The organism is Psychrobacter sp. 28M-43 (genome assembly GCF_014770435.1).
Classification (GTDB): Bacteria; Pseudomonadota; Gammaproteobacteria; order Pseudomonadales; family Moraxellaceae; genus Psychrobacter.
Window position 1 is genome coordinate 1,944,527 of the sequence record NZ_CP061739.1, and the last position, 25,158, is coordinate 1,969,684.

The 25,158-nt window shown below is 44.1% G+C and carries 20 protein-coding genes and 1 tRNA gene; 4 read left to right on the forward strand and 17 right to left on the reverse strand.

Annotation, left to right across the window (positions count from 1 at the left end; translation table 11 throughout):
* Positions 1-27: 27 nt before the first annotated feature.
* The 7 genes from IEE84_RS08070 to speB all read right to left on the reverse strand — a co-directional run bounded on the left by IEE84_RS08070 (position 28) and on the right by speB (position 9,174).
* On the reverse strand, positions 28-1,434 hold the full coding sequence (locus tag IEE84_RS08070; protein ID WP_191113800.1) for a YjiH family protein: 1,407 nt from the start codon (positions 1,432-1,434) through the stop codon (positions 28-30).
* A complete protein-coding gene (dld, locus tag IEE84_RS08075) occupies positions 1,415-3,265 on the reverse strand; it encodes a D-lactate dehydrogenase (protein WP_191113801.1) in 1,851 nt (616 codons plus the stop codon). The genes IEE84_RS08070 and dld overlap by 20 nt, the downstream gene beginning before the upstream one ends.
* A gap of 103 nt (positions 3,266-3,368) precedes the next feature.
* Complete coding sequence (locus tag IEE84_RS08080; RefSeq protein ID WP_191113802.1) at positions 3,369-5,090, reverse strand: 5-guanidino-2-oxopentanoate decarboxylase; 1,722 nt, start codon at positions 5,088-5,090, stop codon at positions 3,369-3,371.
* A 92-nt stretch (positions 5,091-5,182) separates the two neighbouring features.
* Positions 5,183-5,926, reverse strand: coding sequence for an MBL fold metallo-hydrolase (locus IEE84_RS08085; protein ID WP_191113803.1), 744 nt, complete (start codon positions 5,924-5,926; stop codon positions 5,183-5,185).
* Complete coding sequence (locus IEE84_RS08090) at positions 5,923-6,723, reverse strand: carbon-nitrogen hydrolase family protein (protein ID WP_191113804.1); 801 nt, start codon at positions 6,721-6,723, stop codon at positions 5,923-5,925. Before IEE84_RS08090 ends, IEE84_RS08085 begins: the two co-directional genes overlap by 4 nt.
* Positions 6,720-8,066 (reverse strand): purine-cytosine permease family protein, encoded by a 1,347-nt coding sequence (locus IEE84_RS08095; protein ID WP_191113805.1) that lies wholly within the window; start codon positions 8,064-8,066, stop codon positions 6,720-6,722. The genes IEE84_RS08090 and IEE84_RS08095 overlap by 4 nt, the downstream gene beginning before the upstream one ends.
* 139 nt (positions 8,067-8,205) lie before the next feature.
* Positions 8,206-9,174 carry an agmatinase gene (gene speB, locus IEE84_RS08100; protein ID WP_057760617.1) on the reverse strand — a complete coding sequence of 323 codons (969 nt, stop codon included), beginning with the start codon at positions 9,172-9,174 and terminating at the stop codon, positions 8,206-8,208.
* A gap of 212 nt (positions 9,175-9,386) precedes the next feature.
* Between speB and IEE84_RS08105 the strand changes: the two genes are divergently transcribed.
* Complete coding sequence (locus IEE84_RS08105; RefSeq protein ID WP_224737709.1) at positions 9,387-10,289, forward strand: LysR family transcriptional regulator; 903 nt, start codon at positions 9,387-9,389, stop codon at positions 10,287-10,289.
* A gap of 16 nt (positions 10,290-10,305) precedes the next feature.
* Here IEE84_RS08105 and IEE84_RS08110 read toward each other — a convergent pair whose 3' ends face one another.
* From IEE84_RS08110 to IEE84_RS08120, 3 genes are all read right to left on the reverse strand, one after another.
* A complete protein-coding gene (locus IEE84_RS08110; RefSeq protein WP_191113806.1) occupies positions 10,306-12,096 on the reverse strand; it encodes a potassium/proton antiporter in 1,791 nt (596 codons plus the stop codon).
* Between the two features lie 449 nt (positions 12,097-12,545).
* Positions 12,546-12,881 carry a GlpM family protein gene (locus IEE84_RS08115; protein WP_224737711.1) on the reverse strand — a complete coding sequence of 112 codons (336 nt, stop codon included), beginning with the start codon at positions 12,879-12,881 and terminating at the stop codon, positions 12,546-12,548.
* A 189-nt stretch (positions 12,882-13,070) separates the two neighbouring features.
* Positions 13,071-14,741, reverse strand: coding sequence for an alpha-keto acid decarboxylase family protein (locus tag IEE84_RS08120; RefSeq protein WP_191113807.1), 1,671 nt, complete (start codon positions 14,739-14,741; stop codon positions 13,071-13,073).
* Between the two features lie 260 nt (positions 14,742-15,001).
* Between IEE84_RS08120 and IEE84_RS08125 the strand changes: the two genes are divergently transcribed.
* Positions 15,002-15,076: transfer RNA gene (locus IEE84_RS08125), tRNA-Gly, on the forward strand.
* 417 nt (positions 15,077-15,493) lie between these two features.
* Here the strand turns inward: IEE84_RS08125 and IEE84_RS08130 are convergent.
* Positions 15,494-16,789, reverse strand: coding sequence for a PQQ-dependent sugar dehydrogenase (locus tag IEE84_RS08130; protein WP_191113808.1), 1,296 nt, complete (start codon positions 16,787-16,789; stop codon positions 15,494-15,496).
* Entirely contained in the window at positions 16,786-17,214 is a 429-nt protein-coding gene (locus tag IEE84_RS08135) for a DUF2231 domain-containing protein (RefSeq protein ID WP_191113809.1), read from the reverse strand. Before IEE84_RS08135 ends, IEE84_RS08130 begins: the two co-directional genes overlap by 4 nt.
* 454 nt (positions 17,215-17,668) lie before the next feature.
* Here IEE84_RS08135 and pqqA point away from each other — a divergent pair, with 454 nt between their 5' ends.
* Positions 17,669-17,743, forward strand: coding sequence for a pyrroloquinoline quinone precursor peptide PqqA (gene pqqA / locus IEE84_RS08140; protein ID WP_082894360.1), 75 nt, complete (start codon positions 17,669-17,671; stop codon positions 17,741-17,743).
* A gap of 822 nt (positions 17,744-18,565) precedes the next feature.
* Positions 18,566-18,877: a DUF1244 domain-containing protein gene (locus IEE84_RS08145; RefSeq protein WP_191113810.1), complete on the forward strand. Its 312-nt coding sequence runs from the start codon at positions 18,566-18,568 to the stop codon at positions 18,875-18,877.
* A gap of 75 nt (positions 18,878-18,952) precedes the next feature.
* On the opposite strand, the gene IEE84_RS08150 is transcribed toward IEE84_RS08145, so the two are convergent.
* The 5 genes from IEE84_RS08150 to IEE84_RS08170 form a co-directional block, all read right to left on the reverse strand.
* Complete coding sequence (locus IEE84_RS08150; RefSeq protein ID WP_191113811.1) at positions 18,953-19,396, reverse strand: SRPBCC family protein; 444 nt, start codon at positions 19,394-19,396, stop codon at positions 18,953-18,955.
* Positions 19,397-19,477: 81 nt separating this feature from the next.
* Positions 19,478-20,482, reverse strand: a complete 1,005-nt coding sequence (gene rluF, locus IEE84_RS08155) for a 23S rRNA pseudouridine(2604) synthase RluF (protein WP_191113812.1) — start codon at positions 20,480-20,482, stop codon at positions 19,478-19,480.
* 306 nt (positions 20,483-20,788) lie between these two features.
* On the reverse strand, positions 20,789-21,493 hold the full coding sequence (locus IEE84_RS08160) for a hypothetical protein (RefSeq protein ID WP_191113813.1): 705 nt from the start codon (positions 21,491-21,493) through the stop codon (positions 20,789-20,791).
* Between the two features lie 292 nt (positions 21,494-21,785).
* Entirely contained in the window at positions 21,786-22,925 is a 1,140-nt protein-coding gene (locus tag IEE84_RS08165; protein ID WP_224737712.1) for a CaiB/BaiF CoA transferase family protein, read from the reverse strand.
* Positions 22,918-25,107 carry a 3-hydroxyacyl-CoA dehydrogenase NAD-binding domain-containing protein gene (locus tag IEE84_RS08170; RefSeq protein ID WP_191113814.1) on the reverse strand — a complete coding sequence of 730 codons (2,190 nt, stop codon included), beginning with the start codon at positions 25,105-25,107 and terminating at the stop codon, positions 22,918-22,920. Before IEE84_RS08170 ends, IEE84_RS08165 begins: the two co-directional genes overlap by 8 nt.
* Positions 25,108-25,158 lie beyond the last annotated feature (51 nt).

A 25,158-nucleotide genomic window follows, 5' to 3' on the forward strand; every position in this document is an offset into this window, starting at 1 on the left:
GATGCCTTGTGAATACTAGATACGCCACTAATACAGTAGATGCGCCACTGACGTGATGACTACCAAGCTGATAAGCGTGCGAAGGATGAAGATTAAAAATAGCTCTAATACATTCAGCTTAATATTTGACTTCAAAATCAGCGCACCTACTTCAGACATGTAGATAATCTGAGTAATTGAGGCAGCACCAACGATAAATCGTGTCATCTCACTTTCGATACTTTTTCCGACCAAAGCTGGCAAGTACATATCCGCAAAGCCCATAATCATGGCTGGGCCAGCTTTGGCCGCTTCTGGAATCTGCAACCATTCAAGTACTGGCACTAACGGTGTCGCTATCCAGTTAAAGACAGGCGTGTACTCTGCTAAACCAAGACCAATCGTACCGATAGCGAAGGTTACTGGAATTAGTCCCAAGTAGATATCAAATAGATTATGGACACTGCGCTTGAACACTTTACCTAAGCTAGGCATAGAGTGCGCACGAGTGACGGCACGATTGACCGCCCATTGGTACGTTGTATATTCAGCAGGGATGCCTTCATCTAGCATGCTTTTGCCAGAATGATACGTATCAGGCTTGAGAGACAATGGCGGTATACGTGGCATGATAATCGCAGCGATGAAACCGGTTAGCGCAATGGTCAGATAAAAGAAGACGAAGTTATTGTCTACGCCGATGGTTTTGGCAACCACATAGGTAAAGGCGATAGAAGTGACTGAAAATGTGGTCGCGATAATGGCGGCTTCGCGTTGGCTGTAAAAGCTTTTATCATACTCTTGCATAGTGACTAGCAAGCCGATAGACGCGGCACCAAACCAAGAAGACATCGCATCGACAGCAGAACGACCAGGCAATTTGAAAAGTTTGATAAATACTTTACTGGCTAAAGTACCCAAAAACTCCATCAAGCCAAAATCAGTCAAAAATGGCAGGGATAGAATGGCAAAGAAGAACAACGGAATCAAAACAGGAATCAAATCTTCAAAAATGACACCGCCCGTATTACGGTTGATAATAAACTCAGGACCGACCTGTAGAAAAATCATCCAGACAAATGCCATACCTAAAAACCGAATAGCAAGCCAAAACCACTCAATATCAAAGAGTTTTTTGGCAAGCGAACCTTCACTCAGATTGGGCTTCAATACTTTGACTGCTAGCGCACCGATAAAGGATATCGTCACGAGCGCCATCGTGATATAGGTCACCAAACCACCTAAGGCGGTTTGTAGCGTATCCGTCAACACACCCAATAAAATCGTGACTTTACCATCCCACTCAAACGGTATGATAAATAACGCAATACCCAATGCTGAAAACAACAAAAATTTCCACATTGCTGCACGCCACTGTCCTGCTTTTGGCGTCTCTGGATCGACCGTATTATTCCCTAAAATCGGCTGCTGCGACTTATCCATATAACTCGTCATTTAACTTCTCCTTGATGGGCGATGATTGCCAGTTTTTCCATTTCTCTGTCTGACCAATACCTGGGTTGAGCGAATTGGTTGGATCCAGTTTTTTATAAAAATAATTTAGCTCAGTTTTAGCAGGATACACATGCCCCACATTGTGTTCGGCAGGATACTCAATATGACGCTTATCATAAAATGCCAGCAGCTCATCCTTGAATTGCTTGGCATTGGTCATCGGTTTCAATAAATAGTCTTGGTGCATGACATGGCAAAAAAAATGCCCCAAATAAAAGGTTTTACTGACTTGTTCTTTTAAGTATGCAGGTAGAATCTCGTCCCAATCTGTCGCGTTTCTTGGTAAGGCAATATCAGTCGCTAACAGCTCGCCAAACTTGTCTTGATTTAAATTATGATAACGGAACATAGCAGCGGTCGCGGCACTGCGAAATACCAACAGTGATTGCGATTCAAGCTCTGTACACACATGCAGCGCACCTTGATATTGCTGTAGATGATTTTGCAAAAAATCCTGCGCAGCAGCGATATTGTTGCCATCAGTTTTATTAAAATCTTTATTAATGCCTTTATCAAAGCTGTTATTAATGCCATTATCAAAGTCGTTATCAAAACCATTTGCGACTTTTATAATCAAATGGTATTTATATGAGCGTGCCTGCGTACTCAAAACTGCAGGTAACGATGGCGGCATAAATGCAGATGATAGTTGCAGTATCCGATCTGGCAGCGTCTTTGGGAGGTGCCATTTATTCAGATAGTAGCCAATTTTTGCTTGCAGTCGATACAGCGACCCTATCTTGCTGGCGGGTAATGAGCGCATACTCAGACAAGTATCTCGGCCATAGTGCATCGTAATGTCGTTATAGTCTTTGTGCATATACTCTGCCAACACGGGCAGATTTAACTCACTTTTTAGCCATTGTTGCCTGAGTGTGGTTAAGGTATCAGCGTCGTTGGTCGAAACATAAAACGTTTTCTCTTGCTTGGGCTTGGCAAAGGTCGCTACCCTCACCGCAAATACAATGATCTTGCCAGCTGAGCCAGACGCTTCATACAGACCATTGGGATCATTGTTAAATCTCGCAGGTGTATCCGCTTCGCAATCACGTACTTTGTGCTGATAATGATGGTTGGTACAGGCTTTACTGTCACTCGTGCTATTTGAGACCTTATTAAACGTGCCAGCTTGCAGGTTCTCTAGCATTTCCTCTGGCTGAGTACCTAAATCCAGTCCCAGATGATTGATTAACTCAAACTGACCTAAGCTGTTACGTCTGGCAAATAACGCCATCTCAGTATAAGCAGGTCCACGCTGCACCAACATCCCGCCCGAACTGTTGCAGATGCCACCTATCACTGATGCACCTACGCAACTAGAGCCCAGCACTGAATGCGGCTCACGCCCTAATGGCGCAAGGATAGACTCTAATTGCTGAAGGGTGGCAGCTGGCAAAGCGATGAGTTCTGTCGCGTCATTGAGCAGATAAATACCACTCAATAACTGCATCGAGATGATAACCAGCGGTCGGTCATACTCACCATTCGGAGTTGAGCCACCCGTCAGACCAGTATTGGCCGCTTGAGCAATAATAATCACATCAAAAGCGGCACAGATATTAATGACGCGCCATAGTGCCACAAGAGAGTGCGGTATCACAACTGCAATGGTAGCGTCTGTGATAGCCTCAATTGCACCTTGCACATAAGACTGCTGTTGGCTAGGTTTTGTCAATACATTGGTCGTACCAACGACAGCAGCAAGCGCCGTCAACAAACGCGGTATTTGCTCATGTCTACTTTCTGACATTTCTCTAGCATTGGGCGTCATGAACGTGCTTCCTTGCGTAACCAGCGTTTGTCATTTTTTTGTCTTTTTTAGACCTGTGACTATCGGTCTCGTGATTATTCGTGGCGTTTGAGCCAGTATTACTTTAACTAAAATAAGTCACTGTCTTAGCCATTTCTTTTAGAAAGTCGTCCGCTTCATCAATCTCATAAATGATTGGCTGTTTACCCTTTGTGTCTGTCTTTAATGCGTCTAGCAATTGCTGCTTATCAGTGATTCTACGATAGCCAGCGCCAAACCCTGCGGCTAGTGACTCAAAGTTTGGCGTTTTGATGTTAACGCCAATCAGTGGTAAACCGCCCTCTTCCATGTAACGACGAATCTCACCGTAGCCTTGGTTGTTCCATAGCAAAACGATCAATGGTAGCTCAAGCTCGGCTGCGCAGATGAGCTCGGCAATCGTAAATTGAATACCGCCATCACCCATTAGACTGACCACAGGCAGGTTTGAGCCAACCATGGCCCCGATAGCGGCAGGCAAACCATAACCTAATGTGCCAAAACCTGTCGACGAGTTAAACCATTTACGCGTCGCCAAGGCTTCAAGACCAAGGTTACCGCTATAAACAGGCTGCGTTGAATCACCAACGAAAATGACGTCTTCTACCTCATCTCTAATCAGCTTCAGTAAAGCATTTTGACCCGCAAAGTCTGTCGTTACATCCTTCAAGATGGCCTGCTTTGCTTCGTTTACTCGTGACAGTGCTTGATGATCGAATGTCTGACCTTCTAAGCGGCTGCATAAACCACTAATCGCCATCTGCGCATCGGACAGTACCGCGATATCTGCTCTAAATGGACGCTGCAATTGTTGGGCATCACAGTCGATACGTACTAGCGTGCCGTTGATTTTGAACTCACCATTAAAGAACACATCATAGTCAGTCTCGCCAAGCTCAGTACCAATCGCTAACACCCAATCCGCCTCGGTAATCACGGCTCGGCCTGCTTCTAATGACTGGTTGCTACCTAAACTTAATGGATGACCAGGTGGCAGCAAGCCTTTTGCATTAATCGTCAAAAACGTTGGCGCATCTATCAGCTCTGCCAATCGCTGTGCATCGTGATCGACATCGACACAGCCGCCTCCATAAAGTATTACAGGATTTTTTGCGGTTTTTAATGACTGTACGATTAGGTCTAACTGCGTAGGATTCGGCAATGGTCTTGTGACCTGCGGTAGGCTCACACTATTTGTACCAGCTTCGCTATTTGCTACAGCATTTAACTTAGGCGGCTTGGCAACATGACGGGCATCAGCAGTGATGACATCGATAGGCAGCTGAATATGCACAGGGCCAGGACGCGCACCATTAAATAAGGCAAAAGCTTCTGCAATGACTTTCGGTAGCGATTCAGGTTGCCAAATAGTCTTACTCGTCAATGCTACTTTGCTAATCATACCTTGCTGATCATGCAATTCATGCAAATGCCCTTCGCCACTACCCGTGTCTTTGACTTTATTGACACTAGATATCACTAGCATCGGTATCGAATCAGCCAGTGCTTGCGCCATCGCCGTCATAATATTGGTCATACCAGGGCCAGTGATAATAAAGCATACGCCAATCTTGCCAGAGGCACGGTAGTAACCATCTGCCATAAACCCAGCGCCTTGCTCGTGACGCGGCGTCACGTGACGAATATTGGTATTTGGCAGGCCGCGATACAGCTCTACCGTATGTACACCAGGAATACCAAAAACGGTCTCTACACCATAATATTCTAGCCACTGCACCAATAGCTCACCACAGGTCAATGATGATGTGTCAGACAAAGAAGAAGGCGTTTGCGTCAATTGGGTCATGGGTCAGTCATCCTGAAAAATATAATTAGTATTAAGTTAAAATTTTTATATTGGCTGATGGTTTATTTTTAATCGTTATTGAGTGCTATTCATTACAAGTCATGGTGCCGTAACCAATCATCAATCATGATGTTTAAACGTTTACCTGAAAAGCTAGGGAAATGCCCACCATGAACGACTCGCACTGGCAATGCGTTTAAGCGGCGCATGCTCTTGGCGTAGTCAGCCATGTTGCTATGCCACGTATCTTCAATTAATGGGCCATCATAGATAAGGTCACCAGAAATCAGCGTTTCGCTAGCAGCTTCCCACAAGGCAATACCACCTGGAGAATGACCTGGCGTATGAATCACTTCAAACTGACGATTGCCCAAATCAATCACGTCACCATCTTCAAGCTGCATAATTTTCGCTGGTGCAGCAATTTTATAACCGCAATGGGCATAAGGTTCAGGCGGTAGCGCGTCAAACATCTCATCGTTAACAAACATATCTGCCAAAGTACGAGCATTGTCTGGTTCAGCTAAGATGTGTGCTTCAGCAGAATGGACATGACAGCAGTCAAACTCATTTGCTGCGCCAATGTGGTCAAAATGGGTGTGACTGGCAACACCAACGATATCGCGATCAGCGAGCAAAGCGACATGGCGGCGCAATGGTACAGCACCTAACCCAAAATCTACTAATAAATCGCGTTCGCTACCCCGTACGTGCCACAGATTGCAGCGGAAAAACGGCTTAATCCATGGCTCATCGATAAGTGTGACTCCGTCACTGAGGGTGGTGGTTCGATACCAGTTTTCTGGATTGATTCGAGGTAATAGCTGTTCACTCATAAGTCAGCTCCATTAACGACATGAGTATCTTTAAGAACACGCAGGTCCTTAAGATAATTTTGATGCATACGACTCTCATCAATACGGGCGATATCGATATCTACTATCATCGTGCCAGCGGTCAAACCAAGCCTTCCGATTACCTCGCCATCGGGACCAGCGACGATGCTATTGCCACAGTAATGAAGAGTGTCTTCTACGCCTGAGCGGTTGATACAAGCAACAAAGCATTGATTGTCAATGGCACGAGCGCGAATTTGCAGTACTTGACGCTCTGCATTTGGCAGCATATTTGCTGTCGGTGACAGGATGACCTCTGCGCCTGCTTGTGCCAACTCTCGTGCCACCTCTGGGAACTCATTATCGTAGCAAATCATTAAACCTAACTTGCCAAATCTAGTATCAACCACGCAGGACTTTTTACCTGCTGTAAAGAACTCGTTTTCACGATCCCATAAATGACGCTTATTATAAGTCGCAAGGTGTTTTCCATTGTCATCTAGCAGTATGGCAGAGTTGCTTAACTCACCATTAGACTGGCGCTCAGCGAAACCAAACAATAGATGCAAGTTATATCTATCAGCAAGCCTAGCTGCTTCAGTGACAATTGGACCATCGATAGTCTGCGCTAGCGTATCAAGACGCTCAAAGATGTTGTAGCCTGTAAATGCAAGCTCTGGCAACGCGAGCAGATCTACTTTTTCCTCTACTGCTAGGCGACAAAGCGACTCTAAAGCTTCTAGATTGGCCGTCGCTTCAGCCAGTAAAGGATTGGTTTGAGCAATCATCAATTTCATAATGATGGCTCCTTTTGAGCTGAAGTGATAGCGCTATTAGGACGAGTAAACAAAGTCGCACCTAACCAGTAAAGACCACCAGTAATAATAAAGACAGGTAATGAAGCACCGAAAGATGGAGGCGCTATCAAAGTCCAGTATGCGGCGAGCGCTGCACCGATTAGATAGGCTGCGATAGCAATCTTTGCAGTAGGACGACCTAACTGTTTGGTAGAGTCAAGCAGCTTTGCGGTATAGCCTTCTTGACCAACAAGATAATAATCGACAATCATGACTGAAAATGCTGGGATAAATAGTGCACCTACGATTAATAAGAAGTTTTGAAACTGGTCTAAAATACCTGGTATCAGCGCCCCAAAGATAGTGACCAAACCAATGATAAGTGCAGGTTTCCAAAAGCTCATGTTAGGAGCGATGTTCATGCAGGATAGCGTTGCGCTATAGACTGCCATTACATTGGTTGTCATGACTGAAAAGAAGATAACTAGAGCAGCTGGCAGGCCAAAACCAAAGTCAGCAAGTAGACGAGTTGGGTCGTAAGTCTGTTCCATACCGTTTAAGATAGAAAGCCCTGATATCGTCGCACCCAAACCCATGGCAACGATAGCCGCCATAATGTAGCCAAAGTAAGTACCCCATACGGCAATCTTTGAAGTCTTACAGTTACGGTTGTAATCAGCTGCCGAGGACATCCAAGAGAATGCAGTAGCAATGACAATATCAAACGCAATACCTAGCGTAATACCATTGCGTGATTCAACTGGCATCTCAAACAGGGTCGATACATCATAATGTTGGTTAAGTTGATAAAGCACGACGACCGTAAGACCTGCCATGGCTAGTGCCGCCCAGCGCTCGACCAGCTCAATACCGAGGTGACCACGTAACACAATTAGCACCACGACGGTCTCACACAAGATCACAAATAGTGGCAGGTTACTATAACCTGTGGTCGCCTCAATCGCGTAGTTCAGACTCATACCAGCGAGCAGCGCCTGAATACAGCTCCACGCAATAAGTACGCCCATGTTTACCAGTGAGATCAACTGGCTACCAAGTGGTCCATAAGCTCTACGTGTTAGCGCCATCGATGGCAAACCGGTACGCTGGCCCATCAAACCAACCAAAAGCAGTGGAATTGCACCGATTAAAGAACCAATGAGTACGGTCGTAATAGCAGTGGTAAATCGTAGATCTGGTACCAACAACATCCCAGTTAAGATGGTTGTGACTACGATATTGGCACCAAACCACAGCGCAAACGTACCAATTGAACCCAAACTGTGTCCAGCTTCATTTGGAGAGAGGGTATCTTGACCAAAAAATGAAGAAGGTTTACTCATTAGTGTCTTCCTTAACTGAGTTATATTAATACCAGTCATTGCACTGGTGCCGATAAAGCTACTCTATGCTCTACATCTCACCCATAAGAGACTGTCAATAACCCATTCCTTTTACGGTTATCATGTTGAGATATAACGACTAGTAAACCGCCTTAACCTTGTCGTCATAGCGTACGCCCGGCAGGATGCATAGCATCTCGAACAATAAGTTCGCCGCCAATACCGAGGTGTTACCAAATGGATCATACGGTGGTGATACTTCGACTAAATCCCCGCCGACCACGTCTAGGCCACGCATACCGCGAATGATTTCGATACCTTGAGTAGAGGTCAAACCGCCGATTTCAGCAGTGCCTGTACCTGGGGCAAATGCAGGATCAATACCGTCGATATCGAAGCTCAAGTAGACAGGACCATCGCCTAGCTTTTCGCGTACTTCAGCCATGAGCGGTGTTAGCGACTTATACCAACACTCTTCAGCAGGTACCACACGGAATCCTTGCTCAGTTGACCAGTCAAACTCTTCAGCGCTATAGCCTGTACCACGTAGGCCAATCTGTACCACACGATTGCCATCGATGAGGTTTTCTTCAACAGCACGGCGGAATGGCGTACCATGAGCGATTTTTTCGCCAAACATATCATCATTGATATCAGCATGAGCATCGATATGTACCATACCGACAGGGCCATGTTTTTTGGCAAGTGCACGCAGAATAGGCAACGCGATAGTATGATCGCCACCTAGTGTTAGAGGAATCGCGCCGTGTTTGACGATTTTATCGGTATAGAATTTTTCGATGATATCAACGCTTTTTAGCAGATTGAACGTATTGATAGGCACATCGCCGATGTCAGCGACTTGTAATGACTCAAAAGGCGCAGCGCGAGTGGCCACATTATAGGGACGAATCATTCTTGACTCATCACGAATCTGTCTAGGACCCAATCTTGCACCGCTACGGTTGGATGCACCAATATCCAAAGGTACGCCAACGAACGCCACATCTAACCCTTCAGCATCGGCTTGAGTTGGCAGACGCATCATAGAAGCGAAACCGCCAAATCTTGGCATATCATTGCCGCTTAATGGTTGATTGAATGTCATAAGTTACTTCCTTGTTCTATTTGGTTTAAGTACACAATTTGCTACATGCCATTGACAATACATAAATATAAGAGAAGGAACCATGGTAAAATTTAGAAGTAAACTTCTATTTTTTCGTAGTAAAGTGCGCTTATAGGTCACTATCAGAAGTTTATGAAAAGCAGTATCGATTAAAAAAAGATGATATTGATTTAGTAAATAAGGAGCCGCTTTTGATATTGGATGAACTGATAAAGATAGACATCAAAACACTACGTAGCTTTATGGCTATCGTAGAGTGTCAAGGCGTGACGGCCGCTCAGTCACGTTTGAATGTCACTACTTCTGTGATCAGTGGACACTTAACCCACTTAGAAGATCGCTTAGGCATGACGCTGTGTCATCGTGGTCGAGCAGGATTTAAACTCACAGAGGACGGTGCCGCTGTTTACGAGGCATGTTTGGGCTTTACCGAATCAGTCGCCAGCTTTCAACATCAGCTGCATTACATTAAACAATTAGACTCAGTTCACGGCGGGCACATCAGGCTTTGCTTGATTGATCAGATGCCCAAATTTTTTTATGATGCACTTAGACAACGTCTAGCCAACAGCTACCGCAATAACCCACTAATACACTTCTCTATCGACGTACAAAGCCCTGAGAGCATGTTAGAAAAGCTCTTAAGTAACGAGAGTGACATTGGTGTGGGTTATTTTGGCAGCTTTCCACCTTTACTGACTTTTAAGCCAGCATTTGTTGAAAAACAAGTGGTCTGCTGTGGACGCGAGCATGGGCTGTTTTATAACTCGGAAGGATTAACTTTTGAAGACCTAGAACAGAACTATCCGTGGATAAAAAGAGGCTATGTGGTAGAGCATCATATCAATCATATTCGCCCCAAGACGTTAAGCGCGACTACTTATCATATGGAGGCGACAGCGCAGCTTATCCTTGCGGGTCACCATGTTGGCTACTTGCCGCGTGATTTAGCAAAGCGTTATGAGGGTATGGGACTGATGAAAATACTACTGCCTGATGAGGCAAGCTATGATGTTGAGCACCATTGGGCATATCGAGAAAATCAGCCTAAACAAGCAGCTGACTTTTTGAATAAGATGATGAACTTGTTATAAGATACCACTAGATTTATTACACTACTACAGACGGTTGTTGGTACTTTAGACCAATGGTTCTTAGCTTCCCTTTGTCATCGACTTCCTTAATAACCAATGACCACTCGTCACTCACCACAACGGTATCGCCCGACACTGGCGCGGTACCTAAGTGTGATTTCACGTACTCGGCCACCGTTTGCTCCCACATGTTTTTTGCGCTGTCTTCATCAGACGTTTTGAGTGTTTTTACCAATGTCTCAGATGCCATAATTCCTGTAAAAAACGGCAAATCACCAAGCTTAACACTCGGTGATAGCAACCAATCGCCATAGAAGTCATCGATAGCTTTGCGATCTAATGTTGTGTCATTGAAAATCTTGGCGATTTTGCTCGCGTGATTACCTCTCATCGCATACCAGACACTGTCACCGAATTTTAGCTTTGTGTTGTCATCGACTACTACGATTTGCTGATTACGGACTAGCGCAAAGACACTGATTTCATCTGGGTTAATACCTTTGGAGATACCCATAGGATGACGCCCAATGGCAAATGCGCCCGACTTTGCCTCAAACTCATACAGCGTGATACTGGCCTTATCGGATACCCAGACTTCATGCTCCTCTTTTGGGTCTTTATTGGTTGGAATACGTACCTTAAACAGATTGGCCATCGTCGGGATGGTTGTGCCTTGCAAAATCAACGACAGAACCACGACGCCAAAGGCAATATCAAACAGCATAAAGGCGTTATCTATCCCAGCCATGACGGGTAAAATTGCCAAGGTAATAGGCACTGCACCGCGCAAGCCAACCCAAGAGATAAACCCAATCTCTCTGTCTTTAAATTTGAAAGGTTTTACGCTGGTATAGACGGCAATAGGACGCGCGACAAAGATCATAAAGAGCGCGATTGCAACCGAATAATGCCAGACATTGAGGACGTTTGACGGAGTGACCAATAGTCCTAATACTACGAAAAGCACGGCCTGCGACAGCCAAGCAAAGCTGTCCATCACTCGCATGACATGCTCTGTCGAGCGCACCTTATGGTTGCCGATTAACACACCAGTGAGGTATACCGCCAAAAATCCACTGCCACCAATGAGATTGGTCGCGGCGAACACAGCCAAGCCAGCAGAGAGGATTAAAATGGCGTACATGCCTTCTGCTAAATGTACCTTGGGCAATAATCGGGATAGAAAATAACCGAACAATAAGCCCATGCCGAGACCAAAGCTCAGCTGCTGTAGCAATAAAACTAAAAAGCCAAATACTGTCTGACCAGCAGGATCTACATTTAGGGCAATCAAACCAGTAACTAATAAAATAGCCAAGGGATCGTTGGCACCAGACTCAAGTTCAAGCGTTGCTTGTACACGGTCGTTAAGCTTGACGCCGCCATTACGTAATAGAGAAAATACCGCTGCTGCATCGGTCGAGCCGACAATCGCTGCCATCAGTAAACCAAAGCGCCAATCGACATCGAGCAGCCAAGTGACAAAGACCCCTAGCACCATGACCGTGACCAACACGCCCCATGTGGCCAGCGTAATCGCAGGTTTTAGCCCTACTCGAAACGATTTAAAGGACGTACGTAAACCACCATCTAGCAAGATACAGGCTAAGGCTGCCTGCCCAACGAAATTGGCTAGCGCATATTGAGAGAACTCAATACCCAAGATACCCTGCTCGCCTGCCAACATACCCACTATCAAAAACAGCAACAACAATGGTACGCCTAAGCGCGCCGATAATGTACTCGCCATGATACTGGCGAAAATTAGTACTGCGCCTACGAGATACAGGATATTTAAGGTATCCATTTTTTTGAGCCCTATTTTTTATTATTAAGAATAGTAATTGATTGCGATGGGGTTTTCGTTATCTTGCTGTTAGTAGATATTACACCAGTGAGCCTATTATAAGCGGCCATTATTCAAAATATGAATGACAATTATTTATGATGATATTAGCATCACCATCAGAACTAACAGCCAATACTAGGGCGTGTCTTCATTTCAAAAATGGTGATAAAAATGAGATAAATTGCCGTCAAACAAGAAAAATAGCGCAGATAATATCGGGATATTAAGCAGCTATTTGACGCTGTTTGGCAAGATTTAGCCATTTTTAGCCCATTTAGATGACTATCGGGTGAATTGAAGACACGCCCTAGATCAACAAAAATACCTCAAGAGAAAACGCTCAAATATTACAGTGAAGCCCACAAAATTCCATTGCTATGCTAAAAGAGTTTACGTCTTAATATCACTTAACCCTGAATGTATTGCCATGTCAGTACCAGAATCGCAGCCGCAACCGTCCAAGCGACCACACCTAATAGCAGTGCCTTGTATAAACTCATATAACTGATGCTAAAAAACACCACAAAGGTATAAATCAAATGCGGTATGACGCCAAGCATACTGAATATCAACGCGACCTTTAAATCTGCGGGACTGCGCTCAGTACCAACGATAAAGTGACTGATTAACGTAAAGGTGGGGAATAGTGGCGCAAGTGCCGCCAAATAGAAAAATCGGGTTTGGGCGAACATTTGAATCGCCAGTACCATCAATGCGCCGATAAGCATTTTTAACCAAATCACGACGGGTCTATCTCCTGTTGACTATCAAGGCTGAACGTAGCCCAATCCGCCATGATACTAAAGTCTGTAAACTTACATAAGAGCAATCGCTAATTAATTAATCCATATGATAAAAAATACAAAAAACCCCATCTAGCTACTTTGCTAAATGGGGCTGTTACTTTTATTCAGTAAGCTTCTACGAGTTATTTAATCCTTTTTTGGCTTTAGTGCCGCGCTGATGTCTGCTAGCAATGGCGGTATATCATGCTTGTCTGCGATTACCTCAATCATTATAAGCTTATCGGTAGTCGCAGCAGCTTTTTCGAAAGCAGATTTTAGCTCGCCTGCTGTCTCTGCTTTGAGTAGTACACTATTTTCTTCTGTCGCGCCAAACGCTCGCGGCATGATTTGCCAATCGCATTTAGGGATATCGTTATAGTATTGGTTTTCGCCATGAATTGCGCGCTCTACCGTATAGCCGTCGTTATTGATTAAGACGATCACAGGATTGATGCGCTCTTGAATCATGACCGCCAACTCTTGGATCGTTAGCAATGCTGAACCGTCCCCAATTAATAACACACTACGCTTATCTGGCGATGCGATTGCCGCGCCCAAGCTGGCAGGCAACGTATAGCCAATTGAGCCCCACATCGGCTGTCCATATGACGTCACCCCTTCTGGCAGGCGCACATCACTGATACCAAAATAGGCTGTCCCTTGTTCAGAAAACACCAAATTATTGTGGTCTAAGCGGTCAGCGATAATGTGCCATAGGTCATCTTGGCGGATAGCCTCACTGTCTTTGCCTTTTTGTTCGTGCGGCTTAACTTCTTCACAGAAAGGTTTTGGCACGATATTAATGCCGGAGGTCATCACTTCATGTAGGGCTTGCAGCGCGTCTTTTAGCGCAATCGGTGCAAAGTTCTTACCACTGATAGAAGCACGCTCATAATGCAAGTCTACGACCACATCTTCATTGATATCTTGGCTAAACCCTGCGGTAGTAGTGTCAGTATATTGCACCCCTACTTTGATGAGACATTCGCAGTTTTCTACCGCATCTTTGACAATTGGACGCGAAGCAACACCCGCATAAGTACCTGCCCAACGATCACTATTTTCATCAAGCAGTGTCTTGCCCCAAGATAGCGTGGTATAAGGAATATCTGTCTCAGCGATCAATGCTTTGAGCTGTGACTGCAATCCCAAACGATGCACCATCAAATCTGCCATCAGTGTGGTAGTCTTGTTTGGCAAAAACTCGGTTAGGGCTTGCTTAAAATCTGATAATGCTGCTTGGCTAGTAATGTCTTCTTGACTATCGATCAGCTTGGTCGTTGGTGGATAGATAGGCTGACGCGCGACGTCTGGTGATAATAGTAAGTAACCTGGACGATGCTTTTTGAGAATCAAGCGAATCACTCTATCAATTTCTGAGGCAGCATTTTCAGGAGTAAGCTGCGCACGGGCTACCGTCACTGGCTCGACCATCTTAATAAAATGGTTGAATACACCATCACCAAGCGAATGATGAATACGGCGCTTTGAGTCTTGTAGCGCTGTGCTTGGTGCACCGACAATATGCAATACCGGCGCATACTCAGCAAAAGAACCTGCGGTTGCGTTAATCGCTGACAGCTCGCCTACGCCAAAGGTCGTCACCATGGCGGCAAATCCACGCTCGCGTGCATAGCCATCGGCAGCATAACCAGCATTTAGCTCATTGGTATTACCCACCCAGCGTAGCTTGTCAGAGGCTAGAACGTTATCCAAAAAAGTTAAATTGAAATCACCAGGTACGCCAAATATCTCAGATGCACCCGCTTCTGCGACACGATCAAACAAATAATCAGCGATGGTATATTGTTGACTCATTTTTTATCCTTATGACTTATCTTTGTAAGTATTGATAATTGTGAATGTGATTACGATTAAATTATAAAGTGCGTCCCAGCTTATTTATGTACTACAAAGCTTTTGGAATACATATTATAATAAACCGTTATAACATATATCCATGGCCAGAAGACATGCCTATTTTAATAACTTTAATTTTTTTCGTCATAGGTGTTGACACCTAAAAAAAACTGCGTATAATACGCCTTCATCAGCTGACGATAGTTAATTGATAATTAGCGGGAATAGCTCAGTGGTAGAGCATAACCTTGCCAAGGTTGGGGTCGAGAGTTCGAATCTCTTTTCCCGCTCCAAATATGGCTTGAAAAAGCACTAAAATCCTCACTCCTTAAATAGGAAGTGAGGATTTTTTTTGTCTAATTTTCAGGGGCTACAGCGTTTTTATATCTAATTGACCAATCAAACTATAATGAAAAAGCACCTATTGTTTATAGAGGTAGAAGACGACTACCCCTTTATATAGTCAGCCATTCAAGCCCTAACGTCTAAGATTGTCTACATGCCTTAGAACCCGCAATCGAAGGATACAAGGTACACAGATCAAGGCACTCCTACCTTCATACAGTAAAGCAATGAATGTATCGATTTTCTGAAAACACCTCCGGCATGGTTATAGTCTATTTCGCTCTGCTAATGATAGGAGAGCTATTATTTGATAACTCTACATGGGTAAAAGCAACCCACATAGGGGGTTTGCTACATGCTGCTTATCAATTTGGGGTCACCCGCCAAATGGTATTAGAAAGGTCATCGGCAACGATGAGTGCCCCTTTTGGATCCACTGTCACGCCTACTGGTCGACCAAAGGTCTTACCATTTTCGCCCTGGAATCCAGTGACAAAGTTAACTGGGTCTCCGGCTGGCTTACCGTTGCTAAATGGGACGAACACTACGTCATAACCCGCTGGGTCTGAACGGTTCCAGCTGCCATGCTCACCGATGAATGCGCCTTCGCTGAACTTGCCGCCCATGGTTGTCGTTGAGAACGCTATGCCCAAAGGAGCTTTGTGCGACCCAAGGCTGTAGTCTGGAGCAATCGCGGCGGCTACCATATCAGGTTGCTCTGGCTTGACCCGCGGATCGACATTTTGTCCCCAATAGCTGTAGGGCCAACCATAAAACTTACCCTCTTGAACTGAGGTCAAGTAATCAGGTACCAGTCGTGGACCGAGCTCATCACGTTCGTTGATCACGGCCCATAACTGGCTAGTGCCAGGCAAGATAGCTAACGCCGTTGGATTGCGCAGACCGGTTGCATAAGGTCGGTGAGCACCGCTTTTGGCATCGATCTCCCAGACCATGGCGCGATCCGCCTCTACATCCAGTCCGTTTTCAGTAATATTGCTGTTGGAACCAATGCCCACGTACAGGAATTGCCCATCCGGACTGGCCGTCATCGCCTTGGTCCAGTGATGATTGACCATGCTAGGCAGGTCGGTGAGTTTGCGTGGCGGTCCACTAGCGGTGGTCTGTCCGGGCTGATAATCGAATTGCACTACCGCATCTTGATTGGCAACGTACAGTTGGTCTTCGATTAGTGCAAGACCATAAGGCGCATTCAGATTCTCGGCGAATACAGTACGTGTCTCGTAAGTGCCGTCGTCATTACTGTCGCGCAGAAGAGTCAGACGGTTACCTCCTTTGACGGATGTAGTACCTTTAGCCTTGAAATAAGTAGCAATAATGTCTTTAGGACGTAGCTTGGGTGCACCACCGCCCTTGCCCTCAGCAATCAGTATGTCACCATTAGGCAAGACTAGCGTCTGCCGTGGAATCTGAAGGTCAGTGGCAATAGCTGTGATTTCATAACCTGACGGCACTATAGGGCGGTTATCTCCCCAACCTGCTGGCTCAGCGATTTTCAAAGTGGGTAATAGGCCCCGTTGAGATTCGGGCAAGGTTGGATTGGCACCTAACTGTTCTGCATCGTTTACATTATTTTCGCCACATGCGCTTAAGAGAGCAGCGACTAAAAAAGATATCGATAAGATATTGAGTGATTTCATCTTGTACCTCCAATGCGCCAGCTTGTGAGGCCAATCCAGGTTGCAATGCAGGCCAGAATGACAGTGATAACAGATAGAATAAGCCCAGTCGGCATACTGGCCCAGACATCCTTTGCATGGATAAATGAGTTGAGGATACCTAGTACAAAAGTGACCAGTAGCAACAGAAAATAAGCCATTGGTGTACCCATGCGCTTATCAGCGCGAACTAGAGATAAAATTGAGCCTAGCATGGCCAAACCATTAAATACCAGCGCACCTATAAGCATCCAAGAAGCGAAGTTCTTCCATTGAAGCTCGTAGCTGGACCAATAGGCGTAATCGTTAAGTAAGACCCCGATAAACAGAGGCACCATTCCGGCCAAAAAAAACGCATGCAGCGGGTGCAGCGCGGTGCCGGAGTGTCGGGCAACAGCACTAGTCATGGCAGTTTCCTTGTTGATAGTAAATGAGGATTCGATCGACCGTACTAATTGTACTGGCCCGAACTACGCGTGATAGAATTTAAATTACATGAAATCAAAGCATGGCTTGAAACATACCAAAGCCAAGAGAGTTCTTCAATCTTTTTTTGGTTATTTAATGAACATAAGCTGGTTATTATTTCTTAAATGAGCATTAGCTACAGTCTTTTTTGAATCACAGAACCTGAAGTCCACAATTAGCGCACTCCATCGACAACCTCTAAATACTAACTTCACAATTAGGGTTTATATTTATAAACATAAGTAAACTTTACTGTTGCCGCTAAACTTCATAGCTAAAATATTCTAAGTTAACATCTAATAAATTGACAGCAGGGGTCAGGTTGTAATAGCATGAGGTATCCCCTTTATTAATCTTGCATATCAACTAGTAACATCATTCAGGAGAAATCTCATGCAGTGGACCAAACCAGCTTTTCAAGACATCCGTATCGGTTTTGAAGTTACTATGTATTTCGAAGCCCGTTAAAATTTACTAAACTTACATCCATTAAAAAGTCTTAGTGATCTAGGGCTTTTTAATGAATGTACTGATTTATTTATACTTATGTTTTGGATTCTTCTGCTGATATTATTTTTTCGTCCCAGAGTTGCAATTGCCATAACTATCACGGTATTCGGCTAGGAACCATACAGGAAAAGCCCTGCACCCAATCTTCAATAGCCATATCAGAAAATACCATAGATTCGATTTCATTCAATATAATAGCTGACATTAGTCAGTAATTATTCGAATTTAAGTCTTTAGCGCTAGCACGTCAATTGAGAAATGCTGACATCATCAATGTGGCCCTGATAGACAGTCAGCTTGACCATGTGGCGGGGTTATCAACTCTGTGTGAAGGTTGTTCGATTCTTGTTTGGCGCACTAACATGGTCTGTCAAGATCTAACGACAAGAGTCCCTTTCTTAATATGTTGAAGCACTGGAATGACGGTTTGCAAAACCTATTAGCCAAGTATGTCAATTACCTCAGCCAAAAATTCAATAGATAGCTTTATAAGGCACGCTAATCAATTTAGAATTTCTTTACAAAGATGAAGCTATATCACGCTTTTTGTACTTGATATGATAAATTAGCCCTTTGTTTTATGAGCTCTATCCATTTGGCTTCTCGTATTTTTTGATTTAATTGATGACAAGTCGTAATTAATATTAGAAGAATACATAGTACTATTAGAGTTGACTATCACTACAGTGCATTCTAATCAACGACATAGGTTGCGCAATATTTATATCGTTAGTATCATTTCAGTTTTGAAATGACTCAATTATAACTAGGAAAAACCTTATGGCAAAATTAGAATCAAACATCGAGTTAGAAGCGGCAGCATTCCGTCGTTTACTAGCTCATTTAGACGAGCGTAAAGATGTACAAAACATCGAGCTGATGAACCTTGCCGACTTTTGTCGTAACTGTTTATCCAAATGGTATAAGGCGGCTGGTGAAGAACGTGGGATTGAAATCGAATACGAGGATGCGCGCGAGCTTGTTTATGGTATGCCTTATGCCGAGTGGAAAGAGAAGTATCAACAGAAAGCAACGCCAGAGCAGTTAGCGCGCTTTAACGAGATTGAAGCTGCTAAGAATAAAATGGATTAAAACTGATAGTGATGGCTCAAATAAAATAAGCCATCTCTAGAGAGTAATATCAAAAAATCTAACATTGCCGCTAGATTAGCGGCTTTCTATAGATTTGAGTATGCTACTAAAACCTATAGTTCCTTGTTTCTGCATTTGACGGTCAAACAGGCGACCGACTAATGGCAGTGGTACAATCAATCGTCCCTCAGATACCCAAGTCACGTGTGTGGTGCCATCGCCCAAGTCTTTTAAATCAATGATACCTTTATCATGCTGCATTTTGATGGGTTTAGATTTTTCGATTTGGTATTGCATATGAGTAGGACGCTCAAACGCTGTAATCCGCTCCCAGAACTTAACGGGTCCCGTTTGAATGCTACGTAAAGCCCCAACGCCATTGCGCTCCTCATTACCTTCAGCTACTAATTTAGCAACCCCCACCGCTTTAAATGAGCCATAACTGGCATGGTCACTCAGTGCTTCAAATACCTCATCAATCGGTTTTTTGACAATGCGCTCTACTTTTATTTTAAACATAATATGATCTCGTTAAGACTAAAGTTATTTAGCTTACTGCTATTTTAGAAATAAATATAGCCGTCACATTGTGAAAAATTATTACCGTGAAGAGCCTCTTCCTTTTGAAGGACGCCTGCCATTGGTAGTAGGTTTGCCATTGCCTCCGGACTTACCATTACCCCCTGACGGCTTACCACGACCAGTAGGACGTCCATCCCTACCTTTAGAACCTGCTGGTTTTCTAGCATCATCCTTAGCGTATTTGTTACGCCCCTTTGCTGCACCTGCTGATTTTGTAGATGGTTTTGACTTTGACGAAGCATCAGCACGAGGTTTCTTTCGTGGTGTATTGCGAGATTTCTTGCTCGAATGATTGTCTTGCGAAGAGGAATCTTCTACAGATTTAAGTAACACAGACAGCTCTTTTGGGGTTAAGTCTCGCCAGTCACCAACGGGAAGACCCTTGAGACTTACATTCATAATCCGCGTACGTTCAAGCTTGACGACTTCGTAGCCAAAGTGCTCACACATACGGCGAATTTGACGATTCAAGCCTTGAACGAGCGTGATGTTAAATACATTAGGAGCTACTTTAGTCACTGGGCATTTTTTGGTCATCTTGCCAAGCATCGGTACACCGCCCGCCAAACCTTCGATAACACTATCCGTTAACAGCTTGTTTACTGTAACTAGATATTCTTTTTCATGGTTATTACCAGCACGTAGCACCTTATTGACCAAATCACCATTATTAGTCAAAAAGATCAAACCTTGAGAATCTTTGTCCAAACGGCCAATCGGAAAAATACGTAAACTATGTCGCACAAAATCGACAATATTATTTTTCTCAGAGCTTTCCGTGGTGCTCACAATGCCCACTGGCTTGTTCAACGCAATAAAAATAAAATCATCAGGCTCTCTTGGCTCAATAAGCTGCCCGTTGACTTTTACCGCATCTCCAGCAACCACTTGATCGCCTACCGACGCACGTTTGCCATTGATGTATACATTACCTTGTTCAATAAAGCGGTCAGCGTCTCGCCTAGAGCAAATACCACTTTCGCTGATGTATTTATTTAAACGAGTCGAGGAAGCGTTGAACATAAAGCACCGTTTTACCTGATAAGAAGCGTTTTTTGCTAAGAAAAAAGCCTAAATTGAATGAATCAACAATAACGAAATAGCTCACATTATATAGGAAATCGACTGACCCTTTGAGGGGAGATGGGTAAAAACCTAGAAATGTATAGCGTCATGTAATTTTGGATGATGTCTAAAGAACTTATTTATGAGGTTGTGAGTTTAAAAAGCCTCACCATTCATCATACGAGCAGTGAGGCTTTTTTCTAGTTTTTTATTTTCAAATCTATTCTTTTGACGTTAGATCACTTTATTAACTTATCTTTCACACTACTCAGCATCATCTAACAGTTTATTAAGCTCGTCTACCATTGGGTCGTCAATGATACTGCCTTCTACATAGCTGATTATCTCATCTACAGTCGTCAGATCCATTTCACGAATGCCTAAACTGGCTAGTTGCGCATTAATCGATTCTAAGCTGTCATTATCTTCAGCGTCATCTAATAAATCCTCTTCAAATCTACCTCTGACAAACCAATACATTTTTTCTAGTACGGTTTCTTTTTTGGTCAAAGTAGAATAACCGTCGCCATAAATGAATAGGTTGAAATGATAAGGTATTTCTACATCATTGATAAAAAATGTACGTTGGCACTCTAATGTATAGGCTTGAATCTCTTCACTCTCAGCGCTTTCATCACTTTTGTTGTCTTCATCATATTCAATCGCCTCTTCTATCAACTCACCTAATATTTGATAGTCGCCGACTTTGATTTTGTGATTATAAATGATAGCAGAGTCTGCGATTGCATCAAAAATAATGGCACTGACATCTAAGGTATGATTATCGATATCATAGAATGCTTTTAACGCTGGCAAAAACTCGGTCAGCTCTTCTTCTGGCACTTGAATGAGAAACTGCTGCTCGTATATTTTAATCATATCTTCAGGAGCATAGGTATTAGCAGTATTGGTCTCGTTTCTACCTGTTGGCTGCAAAGGTAAAAAATTATACGGGTTATGTTTGGTCATTCAGAACTGCCTTTTTGCTTAAGTTAAATTTATTAAATGTCTGTGTTGCTCGATCTCTAAGAGCCTTTGAACGTGCTACTATTGTTCAATACCGTAAGACTTTGGGATTTATGAGTGTATTGTCTCTTATTCAGGCAATTTTAGATAGACAGTTATAAATATACAAGTTCAATCACTCTGGTTTAGACAGGTAGTCAGAATAATACAGACTAAAAAGACGATACCAGCCAGCAGCGGCTTGGTATCGCCTTCAAATTTTCACTCTTCTTCAGAGCTACTTACATACCAATTATCAACTTACTTGTTGCCACCCTGACGTCGCATGATGTTCATCTTGATGTGCAAATAAAGGGTGAGCTTTGGCTTCATGTAAACTCAGTACAGGGGTCACACAGACATCTGTTGCTGAAAATACACGTTGCCAATACTCAAGCGTTTGACTGGCAAATTTTTCCGCGATTGTGTTGGTCGCGGCTTCACTCTCGGGTCTATTGGGCATGATACCAAGTTGCCAGTGTATTTCTTTAAGCGACGGTAGCTCCAATACCTCACATAGCCCTTGCCAAAATTTCAACTCCAATGCACCAACCGCCATATGCCGCTTATCAGCGGTTTGATACAATCGATAGCATGGTAATGCACCCCCCAAAAAGTCATGCTGCGGCAGTAGAGTATCGTTTAAGCCATTTCCTGAAAGGCTATTAATCAGTTTGCCTGTGACCTTTGGCATGACCATATGATTGTAAAGGCTATGCGTCATGCTAATAGCAATGTGTCGTCCCCTACCCGTACGCTGCGCGGCAAATACGGCAGCCAACAGTGCTATCACGGCTGTGTCACTACCACCTGCCAAATCCGCAAACTGGATATTGGGCATGGCCTGCTCACCCTGCGCTGTTTTTAGCTGATCAAGCACACCACTCATAGCCATAAAGTTGATATCATGACCGGCCTTATCAGACCAGTCATGATTCACTTGAGAGCTATCTTTTGACTCAGCACTTTCTAAGTAGACACCTTCTGTTGAGTGGCCATCTGCTAAGCCATAACCAGTAATAGATACCATTACTAGCTTTGGGTTGATGGTATGCAAGGTCTTAGCATCTAGTCCCATTTCCGCCAATACACCTGGGCGAAAGCTATCTAGCATCACATCAGCTTCTTCAAGATGTGCTTTTATAGCTTCAATCGCTTTGGGATCATGAAAGTCATGCTTTTCGGTCGTCTTACCGTGGTTTAGAGCTACGAAGAGCTCACCAAACACCCGAGCAGGATCACCTTGTTTGGGCTCGATTTTAAGGACGTCCGCACCCAAATCTGCAAGCAAACGCGTGGCAAAAGGCCCAGGTAGGTTACGAGTCAGATCGATCACTCGTAACCCTTGTAGACAGTCCGCCATTTGATCATGATTTGATACATGCATGTCAGTCATCGGAGAACGCCTCGCCTTTGGCTGCCATATCTAGCAAAATCTGAGCAGGCTCAAAACGTTCACCATATTTCGCAGCCAGCTCACGGCTACGCTCAACAAACGCACTCACGCCCATTCCATTGATAAACTGTAGCGTACCACCGTGCTGCGGTGCAAAACCCCAACCAAAGATAGACCCTATATTGGTATCGGCCACTGAGCGCACTACGTTTTCCTCATAGCATTTAGCAGATTCATTGGCTTGAATAAACATCAGGCGATCAACCAAATCTTGCTGCGAGGGTTGCTCTGATTTTGGCGGATATAAATTTACCAATTCAGGCCATAGATGCTTATCACCCTCTATTGGATAGTCGTAGAAGCCCTTGCCATTTTTCTTACCTTCGCGCCCATGCTCATTAACCAATGTTTTTAGTATGTCATAAGAAGGTCGCACTACAATTGGCTTACCTTCGGCTGCCATATCCGCTTGCTGCTGTTCGCTGACATGCAATGCGAGGCTCAACGACACTTCATCTTGCAATGCTAAGGGCGGCATTGGCATACCTGTTTTCATACCGGCAACTTCGATGCTACGCGGATGCACCCCCTCTCCTAGCATTGCGATACCCTCTGAAACATAAGTGCCAAATACCCGCGAGGTATAAAAGCCATGACTGTCATTGACGACGATAGGCGTTTTACCTATTTGCACAACATAGTCGAAAGCTTTGGCCAATGTTGCATCGTCGGTTTGCTCGCCCATGATAATCTCAACGAGCGGCATCTTGTCTACTGGGGAGAAAAAATGCAGACCAATAAACTGGTTTGGTCGCGTGCTGGCTTTTGCCAATCCTGTAATTGGTAGTGTTGAGGTGTTAGATGCATAGACGGCCGTGTTTGAAATCACCGCTTCACTTTGCTGGGTACACTTGGCTTTGATTTCTCGGTTTTCAAACACCGCTTCGATAACAAGATCGCAATCTGCCAAATCATCGTAAGAAACTGTTGGCGTGATGCGTTCTAAGAGAGTTTGTTTTTTCTCTTCGGTAGCACGCTGTCGGCTAATGGCTTTATCCAAAATACTAGCAGAATACGCTTTGCCTTTTTCTGCATTAGCAATCTCTGTGTCCAATAGCACGACCTCTATCCCTGCCTTGGCAGTGACATAAGCAATACCAGCGCCCATCATGCCAGCCCCTAAAATACCGACCTTTTTAATTTGGGTTCGCTCAAACCCTTGAGGGCGAGACTGACCTTTTTTGATACTATTCAGCTGCGTCCATAAGGTGTTAATCATGTTTTTAGATTCAGTGGACAGTACGCAAGCGGCAAAATAACGCGACTCAATTTCAAGCCCTGTATCAATATCCACTAGGCATCCTTCAAACACACAAGACATAATATGAGTGATCGCTGGATAGTTGCCATGTGATTTTTGATTGGCCATGGCTGGTGCGATAGAAAATATAGGCACTACCTTTGGATGCTTGCTATCGCCGCCAGGAATTTTAAAGCCTTTCTTATCCCATCGCTGCTGCGCACTTGGATTATTTTGGATCCAGTCTTTAGCTTGCTTCAGCATGTCTGCTCGATCAGTGGCTATTGCATCAATAAGTCCAATGTCTTTTGCGGCAGATGGTCGTAATTCTTTGCCTTGCGTCATCAGCTCCAGTGCCACTTGAATACCGACCAATCGCGGTAAACGCTGAGTACCTCCGCCACCAGGTAATAAGCCCAGTTTCACCTCAGGCAAACCAAGCTTGGTCTTGGGCGTGTCAATGGTAATACGATAATGACAGGCAAGTGCCAGCTCTAAACCACCACCCAGTGCGGTTCCTGTCATAGCAGCAACCACAGGTTTACCTGAAATCTCAAGCTTACGCAAACTACCTTTTAATTCTTCAGTCAGTGCAAATGCTTGCTCGGCTGTCTTTATCTGGTTCAATTGATCGATATCTGCGCCAACCACGAAGGTTTCTTTAGCCGATGTGATAATTAAGCCTGTAGCTGAATCATCATTGATAAAACTATCCACCATCGTGGCAAACGACTCCGTAAAGCCGTCACCGATGACATTCATTTTGCGTTTGCTTTGGTCAATCGTGACCGTGACGATACCATCGTTGTCATACTGGGCAGAGAAGTTTTCTAGTACATTAATGGCTGTTACGCTATCTGCTGTCTGGTTATTTGTTATCATTTTTATCCCTTAAATGATTCTTTATCTATTATTTCTTAATCTAATTGGTTT

Bases quoted from the DNA above. Each gene is read 5' to 3' on its own strand.
- IEE84_RS08070 (WP_191113800.1), bottom strand. From the start codon at position 1,434: ATGACGAGTTATATGGATAAGTCGCAGCAGCCGATTTTAGGGAATAAT.
- IEE84_RS08135 (WP_191113809.1), bottom strand. From the start codon at position 17,214: ATGACTAGTGCTGTTGCCCGACACTCCGGCACCGCGCTGCACCCGCTG.
- IEE84_RS08090 (WP_191113804.1), bottom strand. From the start codon at position 6,723: ATGAAATTGATGATTGCTCAAACCAATCCTTTACTGGCTGAAGCGACG.
- IEE84_RS08080 (WP_191113802.1), bottom strand. From the start codon at position 5,090: ATGACCCAATTGACGCAAACGCCTTCTTCTTTGTCTGACACATCATCA.
- IEE84_RS08165 (WP_224737712.1), bottom strand. From the start codon at position 22,925: ATGACTGACATGCATGTATCAAATCATGATCAAATGGCGGACTGTCTA.
- IEE84_RS08085 (WP_191113803.1), bottom strand. From the start codon at position 5,926: ATGAGTGAACAGCTATTACCTCGAATCAATCCAGAAAACTGGTATCGA.
- speB (WP_057760617.1), bottom strand. From the start codon at position 9,174: ATGACATTCAATCAACCATTAAGCGGCAATGATATGCCAAGATTTGGC.
- IEE84_RS08110 (WP_191113806.1), bottom strand. From the start codon at position 12,096: ATGGATACCTTAAATATCCTGTATCTCGTAGGCGCAGTACTAATTTTC.
- rluF (WP_191113812.1), bottom strand. From the start codon at position 20,482: ATGTTCAACGCTTCCTCGACTCGTTTAAATAAATACATCAGCGAAAGT.
- IEE84_RS08160 (WP_191113813.1), bottom strand. From the start codon at position 21,493: ATGACCAAACATAACCCGTATAATTTTTTACCTTTGCAGCCAACAGGT.
- dld (WP_191113801.1), bottom strand. From the start codon at position 3,265: ATGACGCCCAATGCTAGAGAAATGTCAGAAAGTAGACATGAGCAAATA.
- IEE84_RS08150 (WP_191113811.1), bottom strand. From the start codon at position 19,396: ATGTTTAAAATAAAAGTAGAGCGCATTGTCAAAAAACCGATTGATGAG.
- IEE84_RS08130 (WP_191113808.1), bottom strand. From the start codon at position 16,789: ATGAAATCACTCAATATCTTATCGATATCTTTTTTAGTCGCTGCTCTC.
- IEE84_RS08120 (WP_191113807.1), bottom strand. From the start codon at position 14,741: ATGAGTCAACAATATACCATCGCTGATTATTTGTTTGATCGTGTCGCA.
- IEE84_RS08145 (WP_191113810.1), top strand. From the start codon at position 18,566: ATGGCAAAATTAGAATCAAACATCGAGTTAGAAGCGGCAGCATTCCGT.
- IEE84_RS08095 (WP_191113805.1), bottom strand. From the start codon at position 8,066: ATGAGTAAACCTTCTTCATTTTTTGGTCAAGATACCCTCTCTCCAAAT.
- IEE84_RS08170 (WP_191113814.1), bottom strand. From the start codon at position 25,107: ATGATAACAAATAACCAGACAGCAGATAGCGTAACAGCCATTAATGTA.